We start from the raw sequence: 15306 nt of genomic DNA on the forward strand, positions 1-15306 counted from the left end.
CATCGACTTAAGTGCACCAGGCTACTGTTGCGTTTCCTTTGAGAAGGAAGTCGTTGACTGGTGTTGCGATTAACAGAGTAGGGCTGTTGCGTTTCATTGGCAGTGGCGACCATTGCCCGGAAGCCAAGTGGGCACCCGGGTGAGTATTTTGGAGCAAACCCACTAGGCGTTCGCACAACAAGTCCTCCACCGATTTCCATCCCAAACTCATCAACGATTTGCATTCAATTCGGCCACCTATTGCTGCCGTTCAACCTCCAGGACTCTATGACTGCTACGCAGCGAGGCTGTGTGATAACTCGCGGGGAGCCCGCGCGATTCAGGCGCACCTCGCCGTTTTGTCTGTTTGTGCGAACTGACCCCGTCTGAGACCCCCTAGGCGATGCTGGAGCCGGTTTGGGGCTGTCGATGGGGCCTGCAGCGGCCGCAAAGGGCGCCTATGCCCCCAACAACTGCATCGCCTTCCTGGTCCGCTCGAAGCCCAGGATGCTGAGGACTCGTTTGAAGTTGTATGCCAACACGCTCAGGCTCATCTCGGTGGCCACGTTCTCGATGCCTCGGGTCAGGAAGTGCGTCCAGCCCATCCAGTGTTTGAGAGTGCCGAAGACATGCTCGATGGTGCTCTTGCGCACCGTCATGGCGGTGGACATCTGGTCCAGCCTTTGCTGGACCAAGTCCATGACTTCCTCGTGCTCCCATCGCCTGATGCGTCGGTACTCGCCTGTTGTGCATTGCGCCTTCATCGAGCAGCCAGGGCAGGCACTGGACCAATAGATGCTGATCTGCAGTCCGGCCTCTTCGCGGCTGAAGCGGCGGATCGCTCTCTGCCCCGCCGGGCATTGGTACTCGTCGTCGCGGGCGATGTAGATGAAGTCCGTCTTGTCGAATCTGCCTTCAGCCCTGGCATTGGATGTCATGGGTTTGGGAACAACCGCCGCAATCCCTGCATCCTCGCAAGCCTTGAGTCCCAGACCACTGTAGTACCCACGGTCGGCGATGGCTTTCAGCCGCTCTGTGCCCATCGCATCGCGCGCTGCCATGGCCATTGGGCTGAGTTGTGCACGGTCGCTGCCGTTGTTCGTGACCTGGTGGGCAACGATCAGGTGGTTCTTGGTATCTACCGCAGCTTGCACGTTGTAGCCCACCATGGCTGTTCCCTTGGCGCTGTAGGTGGTCATGGCGCGTGCATCAGGGTCCGTCTGGGAGAGCTGTCGATCCGGCAGGGTTTCCAATTGCGCCTTGATCGCCTGCAGGCCTTGCATGCGCTGGCGCATCTTCTGGATCTTTCCTTGCAGGCGGTCGGTCTTGGCCTGCATCTCCGCAGGCTGTGTCCGATCAGCCGTCTCCAGAGCGTCGAGGTAGCGCTGGATGCTTTCCTCCAGCTCCCGTTCGCGTCGCTCAATCTTGCCCGGCGTGTAGTTGCGCTCCCGGTTGTTGACTGCCTTGAACTTGCTGCCGTCGATCGCCACCACGGCTTCGGTGAACAGCTTCAACTCGCGGCACAGCATCACGAAGCGACGGCAGACATTGCGAATTCCTTTGCCGTTGTCGCGCCGGAAGTCCGAAATGGTCTTGAAGTCAGGGGTGAGTCGACCGGTCAGCCACATCAGTTCCACATTGCGCTGGCATTCGCGCTCCAGCCTGCGACTGGACTGGATACGGTTGAGGTAGCCGTAGAGGTACAGCTTCAACAGCACCGAGGGGTGATACGAGGGTCGGCCCGTTGCCGCCGGCGTCGCGCCTTCGAAACCCAATCCGACCAAGTCCAATTCATTGATGAAGACGTCCACGATCCGAACGGTGTTGTCTTCCGCAATGAAGTCATCCAGGCACTCCGGCAGCAGCGTGACCTGCTGCCTGTCTTGACCTTCAATGTATCTCGACATATTGACCCCCGTGTTCAATATGCCTGTGAACTCTACCGAGCTCGGCCTCGGGCAGGGAGAGGGTTTTCACACAGCCTCCAGCGGTTGCTGTCGGTCGCGGCCGTGACCTGAGTTCACGGTGCCTGGCACAAAGCTGTCATTGGCTCACCCAGCAGCGCGGCAGCATCGATGACCGGTATCGAGGGAGCTGCAGTCATGGTCTAGCACACGTCTCCCCATGAACGGGCACGACCCTACGCCTACCTGCGCGATGTCATGGCACGCCTGCCCATGCAGCCCGCCACCCAGATCGGCGAGCTGCTGCCATACCGCTGGCAGTCAGCCTGACAGCGCATATTCAGACCTGATTAGAAACGTGCCTCAGCATGCGACCTGACCGTCTTTTCCTTGATGGGCTTTGCTCTCACGACGTCGACGATGAGACTTGCGACCAGACCACGCAGATCGAAGCGGCGGTTGAACCTGTAGGCGAAGCCAGCAAGGTAGTGCTCGGCGTACTTGCGGTAGTTCAGGGCATGGAAGGCTCCGGCCAACGTGGTCTTGAGATTGCCCAGCACGGTGTTGACCCACTTGAAGCTGGGCAGGTCGCGCGGCTTGAGGGAGCCGACCACCATCGGGAGGTGAAGGCAACCGGCATCGGCCACCGCACTGAAGCAGGCCAAACCATCGCTGTGCACGCTGGTGCCCGGTGCCAGATTGGACTTGGCCCACTTGCTGATCGCTTCAGAGGTGAACCCTCTGACCACATTGAGCTTGATGAACATCGGATGCCCGTGATCATTGACCGAGACAGCCGCGACAAAGGGGACCTTGTTCTCGGAGCCCCGACCGACTTTGCCGCCTGTGCGCTCGCCTCCGAGGTAAGCGTCATCGAGTTGCACCGTGCCGCTGAGTTGGTGGGTGGCGTCTTGCGTGGCCATGGCCCGGTTGATCTTCTGATGCAACAGCCAGGCCGTGGGGTAACTCACACCAAGCTGACGTTTGAGCGCCAGGGCCGACAGGCCGGTTTTGGCCTGACTGATGAGGTAGATGGCCAAGAACCAGGTCGTCAGGGGCAGTTTGGTGTGTGCCATGAGACTGCCTGCGGTCAGGGAGGTCTGATGCCGACAGCCATTGCACTGGAAGAGCTTACGGGCACCGTGGCCGACCACATAGTGATCACTGCTGGCACAGCGCGGACAGCGAAATCCCTCAGGCCAGCGCGCGGCCTTGATCGCTTCGGCGCACTGCGCCTCGGTGCCAAAGCTACGAAGGAATTCCGGAATCGACATGCCGTGCTGGAACTGAATCTGGTTGAAGGCCATGGTGCTCACCCCACTGTAAGAAGACTCCAGATTAGTGAGTCACAAGCTCATGGGGTGAGCCTCGCTGAGGCACGTTTCTAATCAGGTATTCAGATACACGACCGCGCCCCGCAGTCAAGATGGGATCGCCGCGCGATTACGGGCGTCCTACAACCCTTAACTTAAGTCGGCCTACAGGCGAACAGTTGCCCCTCGGTCCCATGCCCCACGGCTGCATGGAATCCAAGTTCCATACCTAGGCAATTTTCTGACTTACGCTATGCGCCAAACCCAGGAAGGTCGAGATCAGAGGAGCTTGATGCCGCTCCTTTCTACAGATGAAGTGCACCTGTGTCGCCATGCTGGTGTCTGAAATAGTTAACTTAACAAGGCGAGGATCTGGCCTGTAGGCTGTTTCCGCCACGACGCCTAGGCCCAGCCCCTCCGCCACCGCCTCTCGAACGGACTCGCGGCTGCCCATCTCCAGAGCCACCTGCACCTCGACGCCTCGCTCCTTTAGTTCTTGTTCAAACACGCGTCTGGTCGTCGATCCTTCCTCTCGGATGACGAACCTCTGACCCTGCAGATCACGCAGTTTGAGAGTGGCCCGTTGCGCGAGTGGGTGTTGGGTGTTGCCGAATATCACCAATCGCTGGGTACGGTAAGCCGCGCCAAATAGATCTGGGTGAGCGACGTGATTGAGCACCATGCCCACGTCTCCCTGGTAGTCAAGAATCTTTTCAGTGATGGTTCGCGAGTCGCCTACGCCAACAGCCACGTTGACCTGGGGGAACTGTTTCATGAACAGCTTCAACACGGGCAGCACGTTGTGCGGCCCGATGGCATGGATGACCAGTCGCCCTACGTATTGATCTTTCGCAGCAGCGAGCAGTGCGTGCGCATCTTCCTCGCCACTGAAGGTACGCCGGGTGTAGTCCAACAGAGTGCGTCCAAAGGACGTGAGTTCAAGCCGCCGCCCGCGCCGATGAAAAAGCTCCACGCCGAAGTCGACCTCCAGGCGCTGTATGTGTGAAGAAACAGTCGGTTGTTGAATAGCGAGCACTCTCGCGGCAGCGGTCATGCTGCCGGCTCGGGCCGTTGCGTCAAAGGCCTTCAAGGCTGCGAGGAGGCTGAGTCCAGACATTGATGTGATCTATGGGTGCCCTCATTTTTAGGGATGAAAGTTTCATATTCATGACACCTTGGTCACCCAGACTTGAGCTGTGCTTCCACTGAAGCTGTTTCTTCCAGAACCTCCTCTTTCCCGAGAGATACCTCTGACCACTTGAGTCCTGGTGTGCGTCTAGCGCACCACAACAAATGAAACCGAGCTATGAAAACTGCAATTCGCGAGAGCCATCTGAGCTTGCGGGGTATCACGGTGACCTATGCCGATGGTCACACAGCGCTTGCGCCCACCTCGCTGGAGGTACAGCATGGCGGGTTCCTTGTGCTGCTGGGCGCGTCGGGCGCGGGAAAGTCAACGCTGCTGCGCAGCATCAATGGCTTGGTTAGCCCCACAGACGGAGAGGTGTCGGTGGCCGATCTGCCGGGCGGCACCGTCTCAAAACGCAACCTTCTTGAGCATCGGCGCCACTGCGGCATGGTGTTCCAGCAGCACCACCTGATCGGGCGGCAAAGCGTGCTGGCCAATGTGTTGATGGGCAAGCTCGCCACCCGCGGATCTCTGGCGTCGTTGTGGCCTTGGAGCAAGGCTGACAAGCTGGAGGCGCTGGCGGCCATTGACCGCGTAGGCCTGCTTGAGAAAGCCCTAGCACGGGCAGACACCTTGTCTGGTGGGCAACAACAACGCATTGGCATTGCGCGTGCCTTGGTGCAGAAGCCCCGCCTGCTGCTGGCCGATGAGCCGGTGGCCAGCCTCGACCCGGCGACCGCGCAGAGTGTGTTGACCCTGCTTCACGACATCTGCAAGAAAGACCGACTCACGGCCATCGTGAGTCTGCATCAAGTCAACCTCGCGCGCATGTTCGCCGACCGCATTGTGGGCCTTCGCCAGGGCCAGGTGGTGTTCGACGGGACAGCAGCGCAGTTGACGGAAGAAGCCCAGTCTGCCCTGTACGCGAAGTCGTCACCTGTCGAACCGTCCCGTTCTTCCTCACCTGCCAACATGGGCAGTCAATTTGATTCCCCCTCTCAATCCAAGGAGTTTTTACCGTGCTGAATCGCCGCCGTTTCCAATTTATCGCTGCCGCCACTTTGGCCGCCCTGTTGCCACTTGGCGCCCATGCCGAGGGCAAAAATCCTTCCAAGCTTCGCGTTGCACTGTTGCCGGACGAAAACGCCGCCACCATCATTCAGAACGCACAGCCTCTGAAGCGGTACCTGGAACAGACCCTGAAGAAGGAAATAGAGATTACGGTGACTACGGACTACTCGTCGATGATTGAAGCCATGCGCTTTGGCCGCATCGAGGTGGCCTACTTTGGACCGTTCTCTTACGTGCTGGCCAAGTCCAAGGCGCCCAACATTGAGCCTTTTGCCGTTGGCGTGGAGCGCGGCTCTCCGACCTACCAGTCGGTTCTCATTGCCACGGCGGGCGGCCCGGTGAAGACGCTGGCTGACGTTCGAGGAAAGCCGTTTGGCTTTGGCGATCAGGCTTCGACGTCCAGTCACCTTGCACCGCGCGCGCACTTGCTTAAAAACCACCAACTGAACGGCGAGACTGACTACCGCCCCGTTCACCTGGGCACGCACGATGCCGTGGCCCGAGCTGTTCAGGCAGGGCAGGTTCCCGCCGGCGCTCTGTCAAAACCCATTCTGGACAACCTCATCGCAAAGGGCATGGTGGATGCCAACAAGATTGTGCAACTTGAACTGTCGGCACCCATTCCGAACTATCCCATTGCGATGCAAGGTAATCTCACGCCGGATCTCAAGGAAGCCATCCGAGCCGCCTTTCTTCAGATGAAGGACGCCGAGATTCTCAAATCATTCCGTATCGAGGCCTTTGCCGCTACCGATGACAAGGCCTACGACATTCTTCGCGACACAGCACAGATTCTCAAGCTTGATCTGGGACGCATGAAATGACATCGGTAGCCTTGGAATCCATCATTGCCATTGACGGACAGCGGCGACTCAGACGGCTGGGCGCCGCCTGTGTCGTTCTGTTCGTCTGTGTGGTGGCTTTGCATGTCACCGGTTTCTTTGACGCGCAGCGTTTCATCGAAGGGGCTCCTGCCATTCAGCAGTTGGCCTCTGAGATGGTGCCGCCCAACTTCGCTCGCTGGGAGCAATGGGTCATTCCACTGCGCGACACCTTGGCCATGTCGATCGCAGGCACGGCGCTGACCGTTCTGGCGTCGTTGCCGCTGGCCCTGGTGGCGGCGCCCAACACCGCGCCGAATGCGGTGGTTGGGCGAATCGTCAGAACCATCTTGGCTGCATTTCGGTCTGTGCCTGAAATCATCCTGGGCATTCTGTTCGTCGCGGCCGTGGGCTTTGGGGCATTGCCTGGTGTGCTGGCGTTGGCCCTGCATTCCACGGGCATGGTGGCCAAGTTCTACGCCGAAGCCATAGAGCACGTGGACCCGAAACCTCTGGAGGCCGCTAAGGCCGCGGGCGCAAGCCGGTTTCAGGTCATCACCCATGCTGTGTTACCGCAGGTTTTGCCCCAGTTGGCGGACATCACCATCTACCGATGGGAATATCACTTTCGCGCATCGGCAGTGATGGGCATCGTGGGTGCGGGCGGCATTGGCTTTGAACTCATGGCGGCTCTGCGCCTGATCAAGTACGACGAAGTCTCCGCCATTTTGCTGTCCATCCTCATATGCGTGCTCGTGGTCGACGGCATTGGGTCGGCGCTTCGCAAACATCTGAAATAGAAAGAGAGAGGAAGGTAATGATGCCGAAAATTGTGGTGACGCAGCCCATCCATGAAGCAGTTCTGGCGCGTCTTCGATCCGCCGGTGATGTAGTGATGAATCAAGGGCCTGAGCCTTGGAGCGAGGAAGAGCTTTACCTCCACCTGAAGGACGCCGACGCCATGATGGCGTTCATGCCTGACCGGGTAGACATGCGAACTTTGTTGAACGCTCCACGGCTCAAGACCATCGCTTGCGCATTGAAAGGGTATGACAATTTTGACCTGATGGCCTGTGAACAAGCGGGGGTCAGCGTGAGCTTTGTGCCAGACCTTCTGACAGAGCCCACGGCAGAGCTGGCCATCGGTCTGGCCATTGCCGCTGCGCGTCACGTGCTCGCTGGCGACACCCGTGTTCGCAGGGGCTACGCCGGCTGGCGTCCTCAGCTGTATGGAATAGGTCTGCACGGCTCGGTCGTGTCGGTCGTTGGCCTGGGCGCCGTGGGACGGGCCATCGTTGACCGCCTCTGCGGATTTGGTTGCGCTCAACTGCTGGGCGTGGACCCGCATGGTGATGACGAACGCCTGACCATGGTGAGCCTGGGTGAGGCCCTGTCGCAATCCGACTATGTCATTCTGGCCGTTCCGCTGCTGGACGTAACGCGTCACCTCGTCAATGACACCATGCTTGAAGGTGTTCGGCGGGGGCAGATCCTGGTCAACATTGGGCGAGGCTCGGTTGTGGACGAGGCTGCCGTGGCACGGGCGCTCAAGGACGAGCGCCTGGGTGCCTACGCCGCCGATGTGTACGAGATGGAAGACTGGCTGCTGGCAGACCGTCCACGCCAGATTCATCCGGAACTCTTGCAACACCCCTCCACGGTTTTCACACCCCACATTGGTTCGGCGGTGAAGAAGGTTCGCCGAGCCATCGAGTTGCAGGCTGCTGAAAATTTGCTCGTTGCGTTAAATGGTAATGAGCCGCTTGCACACTACGAGGCATCGCACCGAGCGGCTCATGTGGCAGCTTCGCACTGCTCGGTGCAGCCATGAGGTCACCACACCAGAGAATGCTTTTGGACGTTCTATGGTTCTGGCCGATCTAATTCTTTGAGAAGACCTTGGCTACGTGTTTCGGACCCGCGGGCCAACTGCGGGGCCCCTCGTCGTTTCGTGTGGAAACCAACGGCGACAATCGGTGGTGGTCGTAGCGCCGTGTGGGCATGTGGGCAAGTCGCAGAGCGGCTTGTCCACATGCCCATGCGGCCTTGTAGTGCATGAACTGGAGGCTGTCTCGTGAGCGTTGGAGTTGAAACGCTGTTTACCAGCGCGTTGGGTTTGGTTGCGCCGTGGGAGGTGGCCAAGGTGGATCTGGACACAGCCAAGCGGCGCATCGACTTTGAGGTGCGCTGCAACGCCAAGTTGCTCAGTTGCCCGCACTGCAACACCCCGGCGCAAGGCATCCATGACCGCCTTCGCCGCTCGTGGCGACACCTTGATTTTTTCCAGTTCGAAGCCTGGCTGCACGCCGATGTGCCGCGGGTGGCCTGCACTGGCTGCGGCAAGACCACGCAGGTGGGTGTGCCCTGGGCTCGCGAAGGCTCTGGCTTTACGGCGCTGTTTGAAGCCTTGGCGTTGTCGCTGTGCCGTGAGCTGCCGGTGCGGCAAGCCGCTGCACTGCTGCGTTGTGCCGACAAGCCCCTGTGGCGGCGCATTGAGTACTATGTTCAACAGGCCCGCGCAATCGACGACATGAGCGAGGTACGTACCGTGGGCATCGACGAGACAAGCCTGCGGCGTGGGCAGCACTACATCACTGTCGTGCACGATCTGGCTGCCAAGCGCCTGCTGTTTGCCACCGAAGGGCGCAGCCACCACTCCGTGTTGGACTTTGCCCAAGACCTCAAGGCCCATGGCGGCGATCCGGCTGTCGTGCATCACGTCTGTCAGGACATGAGTGCTGCCTACACCAAGGGGGTGGGCTTGGCGCTGCCGGCAGCTGCCATCAGCTACGACCGCTTCCATGTCGTCAAGATGGCCATCGAGGCCATGGACGAAGTGCGACGAACCGAATGGCGCGATCAGCCCCATGCCGTGCACGCGGCCTTGGGCGGCACGGACCGCAAAGTGCTCAAGGGCCTGATGTGGGGCATGCGCAAGAACCCACCTGCCTGGAGCGGCCAACAGATCAGCGCCATGCACTGGCTGCAGCACTCCACGCTGAAATCTGCGCGGGCGTGGCGCCTGAAGATGGCCCTGCGCGAGGTCTATGGCGCAGCGCTCAAGCACAACGACCCCAGGCAGGCTCAGGCAGATCTGAGCGCCTGGTTGAGCTGGGCCACACGCTCGCGGCTGGAGCCCTTCAAGAAACTGGCCAAGACCTTGAAGACCCACTTCGCTGGCGTGATCAGCGGCATGCTGGACAACCGATCCAATGCCTTCGTCGAAGCCATGAACGGCCTGTTGCAGCAGGCCAAACGCGCCGCACGAGGCTTCCGAACGGCAGGCAACTTCATCGCCGTCGCATACCTTCGCATGTCCAAGCTGGCCCATCTGCCTGATCACCCCTTCAACCCGGCATCAGCGAAATGAGGCAGGGGCGTTCCACACAAAACGGCATAGAGCCAACTGCGGATGCTCTTCGCAATGGTTCCGATAAGCCGTGCCGCCAAGTATCCGGGGTGGGATTCCCCCGGTTTCTCGGACGGTTTTCTGGGATCGTTGCCTACATCAACACCGACCGCAGCGGGTCGGGAGAACCAATTCATCCTTGGTGTGATCAGTTGCTCCTGCTACCTTGCCCGGCTCGCATCAATAGAGTGACCGGTCTGAGCAACAAAGCGGTCGCTTGAGACCCTGCTCGGCCAATGACCAGTTGCGCAACACGCGAACTTTCAGGCGTTAGGTTCGAGTGTCGGAGATCAGCCTGATGCACTTCTTGGGGAAAAATAGGTCAAGGACTGCACTTGGCCGATAGGAACACCAACACAGTTGCGCTGGCGCTAGCTTTCTTCGGCTACATCAGCGCTCATTGCTGTTGCCACTGCGCGATTAGGTGGTGGATTGGCGACGCGAATCAGTGGAGGTTTTGTTGTGCGAACGCATTGTGGATTTGCTGCAAAAACTCAACCCAGGCAGGTCGGCTCCGACCTGTCAATCTGCCGTTCCGTCTGACATCTTGACGACGCGCAAGGGCAGATGCGTTACTGGACGCTCGGCGTTGGCTGCTGAAAGGCTGTGTACCGCGTCGCCCACCGCCTTGTAGTCTCGCCAGAACCGCTCAAGTGCAGGCCCGCCTCCGGCCATTTGAACCGCGCGGATGAGGCCGGCGTGGGCTGCCACCATATGCGTGAGCTGGGCTTCCAGCCGCTTGATGTCCTGCCGGTAGCCTGCGGCCTGGTCTTGCAGACTGCCGGCGCCCCCACCTCCTGCGACGATTTTGCGTACTCCTTGCTGCTGTGCCTGGGCCGCAGCGATGAGCGCGCTTCTAGCCTCATTGCGCGTGAACGCTGAAGGGTTCTTCAACGTGCTGTGGCGCCGTGCCACCTCCCGCGCCGTGATGTCGATGTTGTCGGTGAGTAGCGTGTTGAGGATGTCGGCCAGCTCCTCGTTCTTGGGGTCTAAGAGCAGCCTCATTTGAAGATGTCCTCTTTCAGGGTGGAATGGTCGATGCCGTCTGCGAAGACGGATTGGTTCGGTTGGGCGTGAAGCGCAGCCGACACACCAGCAATCAGCCGCTCGGCATGGGCAATCTGGTTCTTGCGCCCCACGGTGGTGGCCGGCTTGCAACGAGCCGCGTCCCGCATCGCCACGAGCTTCGAGCGAAGGTCTTCAAGAGTCACCCGGTGCTCAGCGACCCCGCTGGCCGTAAAGTGCTTGCACTGGTCGAAGCACTTGAGGTGTCGAGTGCAGGGATTGACAGAGAAGCTGTTGGTGCAGAAACCGTACGGCGTGACGTGGAAGCCATCTGCGTTGGCCGCCAAGTAGATGAAGGCTGCTTCATCACCGCTCTCGTGCTGGATGCGCTTAAACGATTGCCCCAAATGGCTTTGCAGCGCCATACCACTGACGACCATCTTGCCCACCAATTCCTTGGCGCTTCCTGCGGGAAGGACCTTGGACGCTGCAGGCGGCAGTTTGACGAAGCTCAACTTCTCTGCGAGGTTGCGATGGTCATACTCGTAGCTCTGAGCGACGGTCCGTCGACCGAACTGGTGCGTAATGATGGTGTCAGGCACATTCTTACGGAACATCTCTGTGTTCATGAGATGCCGAAGACTGTGCGGCTTGATTGACATCAACTTCGACTCAGGCGACCGTCCGTACACACTGAACATCGACCGGCCTGCATGACGTCCTAGCGCGATGAGCATTCCCGGGTACAGCATCGGCTTGATTTCTGTGTCCTCTTGAAGGGGAAGCTGGAGCGGGTAAGTTCGTCCTGCCGTACTCCGCCCCAGGCTCAGAAATAGGCGGTCGCTGGTCCAAACTGGCCGCCCGGAGGAGGTACGAAAAATCCGGCAATCCGAGTCAGGAAATCGGCTGGGGTTCTGCTGTTGCAGGCGCAGCAGCTCTCGGACGGGGCCGACAATCTCTACCATCTCAGTGACCGTTGAGACCACAACATCTTCGAACATCGCGGGCACATGCTGGTGTGCCTCAACAAGCAGATTTGGGGCGCCGTCGATGTGCTTCTCGGCGTAATAGTGCAGTCGCAAGGAGCGTGAGACGCCGCCCACCGTTCCGGCCGGGCGGCCGGTGACTATGTCGAGGTGTTCATCCCAAACCAAGCAGTCGGCGGGTATCGTCAGCACCTCCTCGATTCGCAGTCCCGTGAACAGAGCCAGTTTCACGACACCGAAGCGAACTGCGTCCATGTAGGTCTGGGGCGTCTCCTGGAAGACGATTCGCGTCAGTTCAAGTAGCGCGGAAAGGTCCGGTAGCTTCTCGGCGTGCTGGCGTTCCTGCAGCGAGCCGAGCAACGCTGACGACTCCTTCCTTTTTAGTTCCGGGCGGACTGGGCAATGAACGGAGATGAGGTTCTCGTCGATGTACCTCGCGACCGTTGAGAAGTCGCGCGCCGGCTTGTCGGACCAGGCCTTAAGGCCCAAGACGGCGTCAAAGTTTTCACGTGAAAGCTCCCACGGCGGGCATCGAACCAGAGAGAAGAGGCGACGAGCAGCTCTGGCTATTTGTTGTGTGTCGCCGGTCGAGCGGCCGCTGCTGCAGTGCTCGACGATTAGGGCTTTGATGAAGTCCTGCACGTCTTCACCGAGCACCGCGCCTTCCGGCAATTGGCTGGGGTGCCATCCAGTTGAGGCCGCCATCGCGGTCAGGTCGCGCGACACCGCAAAGCCACAACTTCCAGGGACGTGGAGGTCATGGCTTTTGTTCAACTTGCGTAAGTCCCAGTCCGTGTTAGACGTGGCGGCGCCGTTGCTGTCGAGTTCGATGTGCCAGTCAAGTCCGTGCGATGAAGCGACACGACGCATCCGGTCGATGAAGCTCAGATAGGCCTGCGGCGGTGGCGTCAGTTGAGGCGAGAGGATGTGGATGGTCATCCGTGGTTCTTGGGTCGGTCATCAATCAGGGTTAACGCCTGCTGCGCCCCCGCCAGCGCGCGCGTGAGTTGCCGGTAGGCCGGCGTCTCATCGGAGATTCCCTGCTTTAGGTACAGGCGGACTTGGTCGCGCATCCCTTCGATAGCTTCGACGTGGGACTCCCGGTCTAGGGATGGCATGAACTTCGGACAGCCATAGCAAGACGTCACCGGGTTGTAGGCGCAGCTGCTCTGACCCGCTTTGCACAGTCCCACGCCAGCAACCAGCCGATACCCCACCACAGCGCCAATCTGCTGGTCCTCAGGAGCCAGCTGTATCTCGTCGGCTGAGACGAAACTGCCGGTCGATATGTCCAAGAGGCTGTTGTAGAGTTTCGACGCACCGAGCGCCGTGTTGATGAGCTCGGCTTGCTTGAAGCTTGCCCGGATGTAGTGCGACGCGGCCTCTGCGCTCTTGTGGCCGAGGAACGCTTGGATGCTAGCCCTATCATGCCCCGCATCGGCGAGCGTTTGCGCCCCGGTGTGACGGAGCGAGCGCGCCGTGCTGTCCAGTTGCACGGAGAACCGCTTACAGAGAACCACTGCCCTGTCCCAGAAGGTAATTGGTCCGGTTGCGTTGAATAGCCGCTGCCGCCCGTGAGCGAGCGCCGTCGCGTGCAGCCTCGCGACGAGCGGAACCCACTCCGGTTTGACTTGGCGTAGCAACTCGAATTCGTTGCCTGGTGTTTGCTTTGCAGCATGGAACGAGAGCACGCAAGCAAGGTCGTCGCTTGCATCACGGAAGAAGCGGACATGCGTCACGTCGAGGCACAGCGCCTGAACTGGTCGCATACCGTGTTGGTAGGTGATAAGCAGTGCGACAGCGCCCTCCACCTGTCTGTCGGTCAAGTCGTCCTCGCTCGCCGCCGCATCCAGAACTCGAACAATAGCTGCCTGGGCGTCAACGGAAGCCACACGCTCTCTCTTGCCGATGCTTCGCTTGTTCTGCCGTAAGCCTTCCTTCACGAAGGTGTCCAAGCTCTTCACGAGAGGCATGTGAACTGCTCGCCAGTGGCCGGCGCCAGCCTTGCAAGCTAGCTTCAACACGGCCTTCGCGACGTTCGTCTCCAGCGGGTGGCTCAGCACAGTGGTCCAGGTCTCTCGCAGCTTTTCCGCAGGGGTAGCGAGCAGTTCCAAGATGGCTGGCCATTTGGCTATGAGGACGTTGGCGAAGGTCCGGAATGGTGCTGGGGAGGACGCCCGTCGTGTCAGCAGAACAAGCGCTCGCTGTAATTCGCCAACTTGACCCTCGGCGAACTCCAGCCGTACCGTGCTGCCAGCTGCAAAGACCTCCCAGTGACGGTCCGCCAACCTCACCACCGACTCCCGTCCGGAATACTTGTCGAAAAGGGTCATCAACGCGGGGGCAGCGGGCCACTTCCAGTCCAAGGGAGATTTCCCACCATGCTCGGACTGAGGTTGCGGGAGGGCGATTTCAATGGCGTGGTTCACGCAGAAATCCCCCGCATAAGACTAGTCTTTTCAGCAAACAGTGTGTTCCATGCTTGCATCAAGTCGTCCTGAATCGCCGCACGTGCGTAGTGCTCAGGCATGGCTGACCTCGCTGACCATCCGAAGAACGCCCGCATCCGTTGGATTGCCAACTCGCGGTCGGGGTTCAGCTCCATAAACATCGTGTATCTGGCCGTGGCGCAGGTGTGTCGCAGGTCGTGAGGCGAAATGTTCGTCTTGCCGCCAGATCTATCGAAGAGGCTTTGGATTGCCTCGGGTGCCAGGGCATCCGTCAGTTTCCTGAAGACCTTACTTAGTGCCTCGGCAGAGAGCGGGGCCCCCGCCTTGGTGGTCAGTAGGAAACCATGTCCGGCATCGGTAGGTCGATGCTCGGCGGCGAAGTGCTGGTAGAGCAGAGCTAAGTCCTCTGACACCGGAATTTGCCTGTGGGATTCCAGAGTTTTGATGCGTGGCGTGGTCGACCTCGGATCGTTCTCGAACACCGTGGTGATGTCAAGCCAACGAACCACCTCTCCTGACTCCGGGTCCACGTCTTCCTTCAAGGAGTCACAGGCCAACAGCAGTGCTTCGCCACGACGGAGCCCAGCCAGCAGCATTAGGTTGACGATGAGCCAGTTCCGCACGCGCGTTTGATACCCCTTGAAAGGATTTCGAGGCGAGCTGGGATGCGCTACCTCAAGGAGGTCCAGCAGCGTTGTTTTCGGCAGCGCACGAATGAAGCGGAAGCCACCGAGACGGGGGGCGCGCATCCTGCCCATGGCTGCCAGCATAGAAGCAGCTGCGGCCCACTCTGGGTTACTAGGCGCTAAGCGTTTGGCCAGCGATTGCACGAATGCTCTGACTACGCCCCACCGCTGAACATCAGTCGTGTTGTAGGCCGGGTCTGAGGTTGTCGTTAGATAGAACGACTCCACCATGAGCATCACGCCCTCAGCGTCCCGAGTGCTCATACCCTCGTCGAAGGCGTCGGCACCGAAGCGTTCGTCACAGTACCGATAAAAGCTGTCCAGATGCTGGAGGTACAGCTTTCGCGTGCTGGTCGCCTGAGAACTACTCGTGAGGCCTAGGGACCACGCCGTGGACCATAGTCTTGGCATGTGTCTCACGGGGTCAACGATGACATGTTCAGGAACTGCTTGAGTACGGACGAGCACTGGAGATAACGGTTGGGGATACCTCTACGTACAGAGCTTTCCCTCTAATTGAAATGCAACACTGGCCATGGTACCTCTTAATCGA

The 15306-nt window shown here is 59.6% G+C and carries 13 protein-coding genes and 1 pseudogene; 6 read left to right on the top strand and 8 right to left on the bottom strand.

Annotation, left to right across the window (positions count from 1 at the left end):
• On the bottom strand, positions 1-224 hold a 224-nt coding region (locus FFS09_RS30955), incomplete at its 3' end, for a hypothetical protein (RefSeq protein ID WP_212745178.1).
• A gap of 213 nt (positions 225-437) precedes the next feature.
• Complete coding sequence (locus FFS09_RS29250) at positions 438-1886, bottom strand: IS1182 family transposase (protein WP_137922427.1); 1449 nt, start codon at positions 1884-1886, stop codon at positions 438-440.
• 217 nt (positions 1887-2103) lie between these two features.
• Between FFS09_RS29250 and FFS09_RS29255 the strand changes: the two are divergent.
• Positions 2104-2213, top strand: a pseudogene (locus FFS09_RS29255) (transposase domain-containing protein); the annotation flags it as partial.
• A 20-nt stretch (positions 2214-2233) separates the two neighbouring features.
• On the opposite strand, the gene FFS09_RS29260 reads toward FFS09_RS29255, so the two are convergent.
• Together FFS09_RS29260 and FFS09_RS29265 are read right to left on the bottom strand one after the other, a co-directional pair.
• Positions 2234-3190, bottom strand: coding sequence for an IS1595 family transposase (locus tag FFS09_RS29260; RefSeq protein WP_040435274.1), 957 nt, complete (start codon positions 3188-3190; stop codon positions 2234-2236).
• A 235-nt stretch (positions 3191-3425) separates the two neighbouring features.
• Positions 3426-4313 carry a LysR substrate-binding domain-containing protein gene (locus FFS09_RS29265; RefSeq protein WP_137922428.1) on the bottom strand — a complete coding sequence of 296 codons (888 nt, stop codon included), beginning with the start codon at positions 4311-4313 and terminating at the stop codon, positions 3426-3428.
• A 189-nt stretch (positions 4314-4502) separates the two neighbouring features.
• Here FFS09_RS29265 and phnC point away from each other — a divergent pair, with 189 nt between their 5' ends.
• From phnC to FFS09_RS29290, 5 genes are all read left to right on the top strand, one after another.
• A complete protein-coding gene (gene phnC, locus FFS09_RS29270) occupies positions 4503-5351 on the top strand; it encodes a phosphonate ABC transporter ATP-binding protein (RefSeq protein ID WP_008903163.1) in 849 nt (282 codons plus the stop codon).
• Positions 5345-6220 (top strand): phosphate/phosphite/phosphonate ABC transporter substrate-binding protein, encoded by an 876-nt coding sequence (gene phnD / locus FFS09_RS29275; protein WP_137922429.1) that lies wholly within the window; start codon positions 5345-5347, stop codon positions 6218-6220. The genes phnC and phnD overlap by 7 nt, the downstream gene beginning before the upstream one ends.
• Positions 6217-7017 carry a phosphonate ABC transporter, permease protein PhnE gene (phnE, locus tag FFS09_RS29280; protein WP_094478845.1) on the top strand — a complete coding sequence of 267 codons (801 nt, stop codon included), beginning with the start codon at positions 6217-6219 and terminating at the stop codon, positions 7015-7017. Before phnD ends, phnE begins: the two co-directional genes overlap by 4 nt.
• Before the next feature lie 17 nt (positions 7018-7034).
• Entirely contained in the window at positions 7035-8048 is a 1014-nt protein-coding gene (locus FFS09_RS29285; protein ID WP_137922430.1) for a phosphonate dehydrogenase, read from the top strand.
• 243 nt (positions 8049-8291) lie between these two features.
• Entirely contained in the window at positions 8292-9587 is a 1296-nt protein-coding gene (locus tag FFS09_RS29290) for an ISL3 family transposase (RefSeq protein ID WP_094478841.1), read from the top strand.
• Between the two features lie 561 nt (positions 9588-10148).
• Here the strand turns inward: FFS09_RS29290 and FFS09_RS29295 are convergent.
• The 4 genes from FFS09_RS29295 to FFS09_RS29310 are packed head-to-tail and all read right to left on the bottom strand — an operon-like array spanning position 10149 to position 15017.
• Positions 10149-10631, bottom strand: coding sequence for a hypothetical protein (locus FFS09_RS29295; protein WP_094478839.1), 483 nt, complete (start codon positions 10629-10631; stop codon positions 10149-10151).
• The gene (locus FFS09_RS29300; RefSeq protein WP_094478837.1) at positions 10628-12556 is read right to left on the bottom strand and encodes a hypothetical protein; all 1929 of its coding nucleotides are present in this window, start codon (positions 12554-12556) and stop codon (positions 10628-10630) included. The genes FFS09_RS29295 and FFS09_RS29300 overlap by 4 nt, the downstream gene beginning before the upstream one ends.
• On the bottom strand, positions 12553-14046 hold the full coding sequence (locus FFS09_RS29305; protein WP_108402562.1) for a tyrosine-type recombinase/integrase: 1494 nt from the start codon (positions 14044-14046) through the stop codon (positions 12553-12555). Before FFS09_RS29305 ends, FFS09_RS29300 begins: the two co-directional genes overlap by 4 nt.
• A complete protein-coding gene (locus FFS09_RS29310; RefSeq protein ID WP_211296892.1) occupies positions 14043-15017 on the bottom strand; it encodes a tyrosine-type recombinase/integrase in 975 nt (324 codons plus the stop codon). Before FFS09_RS29310 ends, FFS09_RS29305 begins: the two co-directional genes overlap by 4 nt.
• Between the last annotated feature and the right edge of the window lie 289 nt (positions 15018-15306).

Source organism: Hydrogenophaga sp. 2FB, assembly GCF_005503365.1.
Taxonomy (GTDB): domain Bacteria; phylum Pseudomonadota; class Gammaproteobacteria; order Burkholderiales; family Burkholderiaceae_C; genus Hydrogenophaga.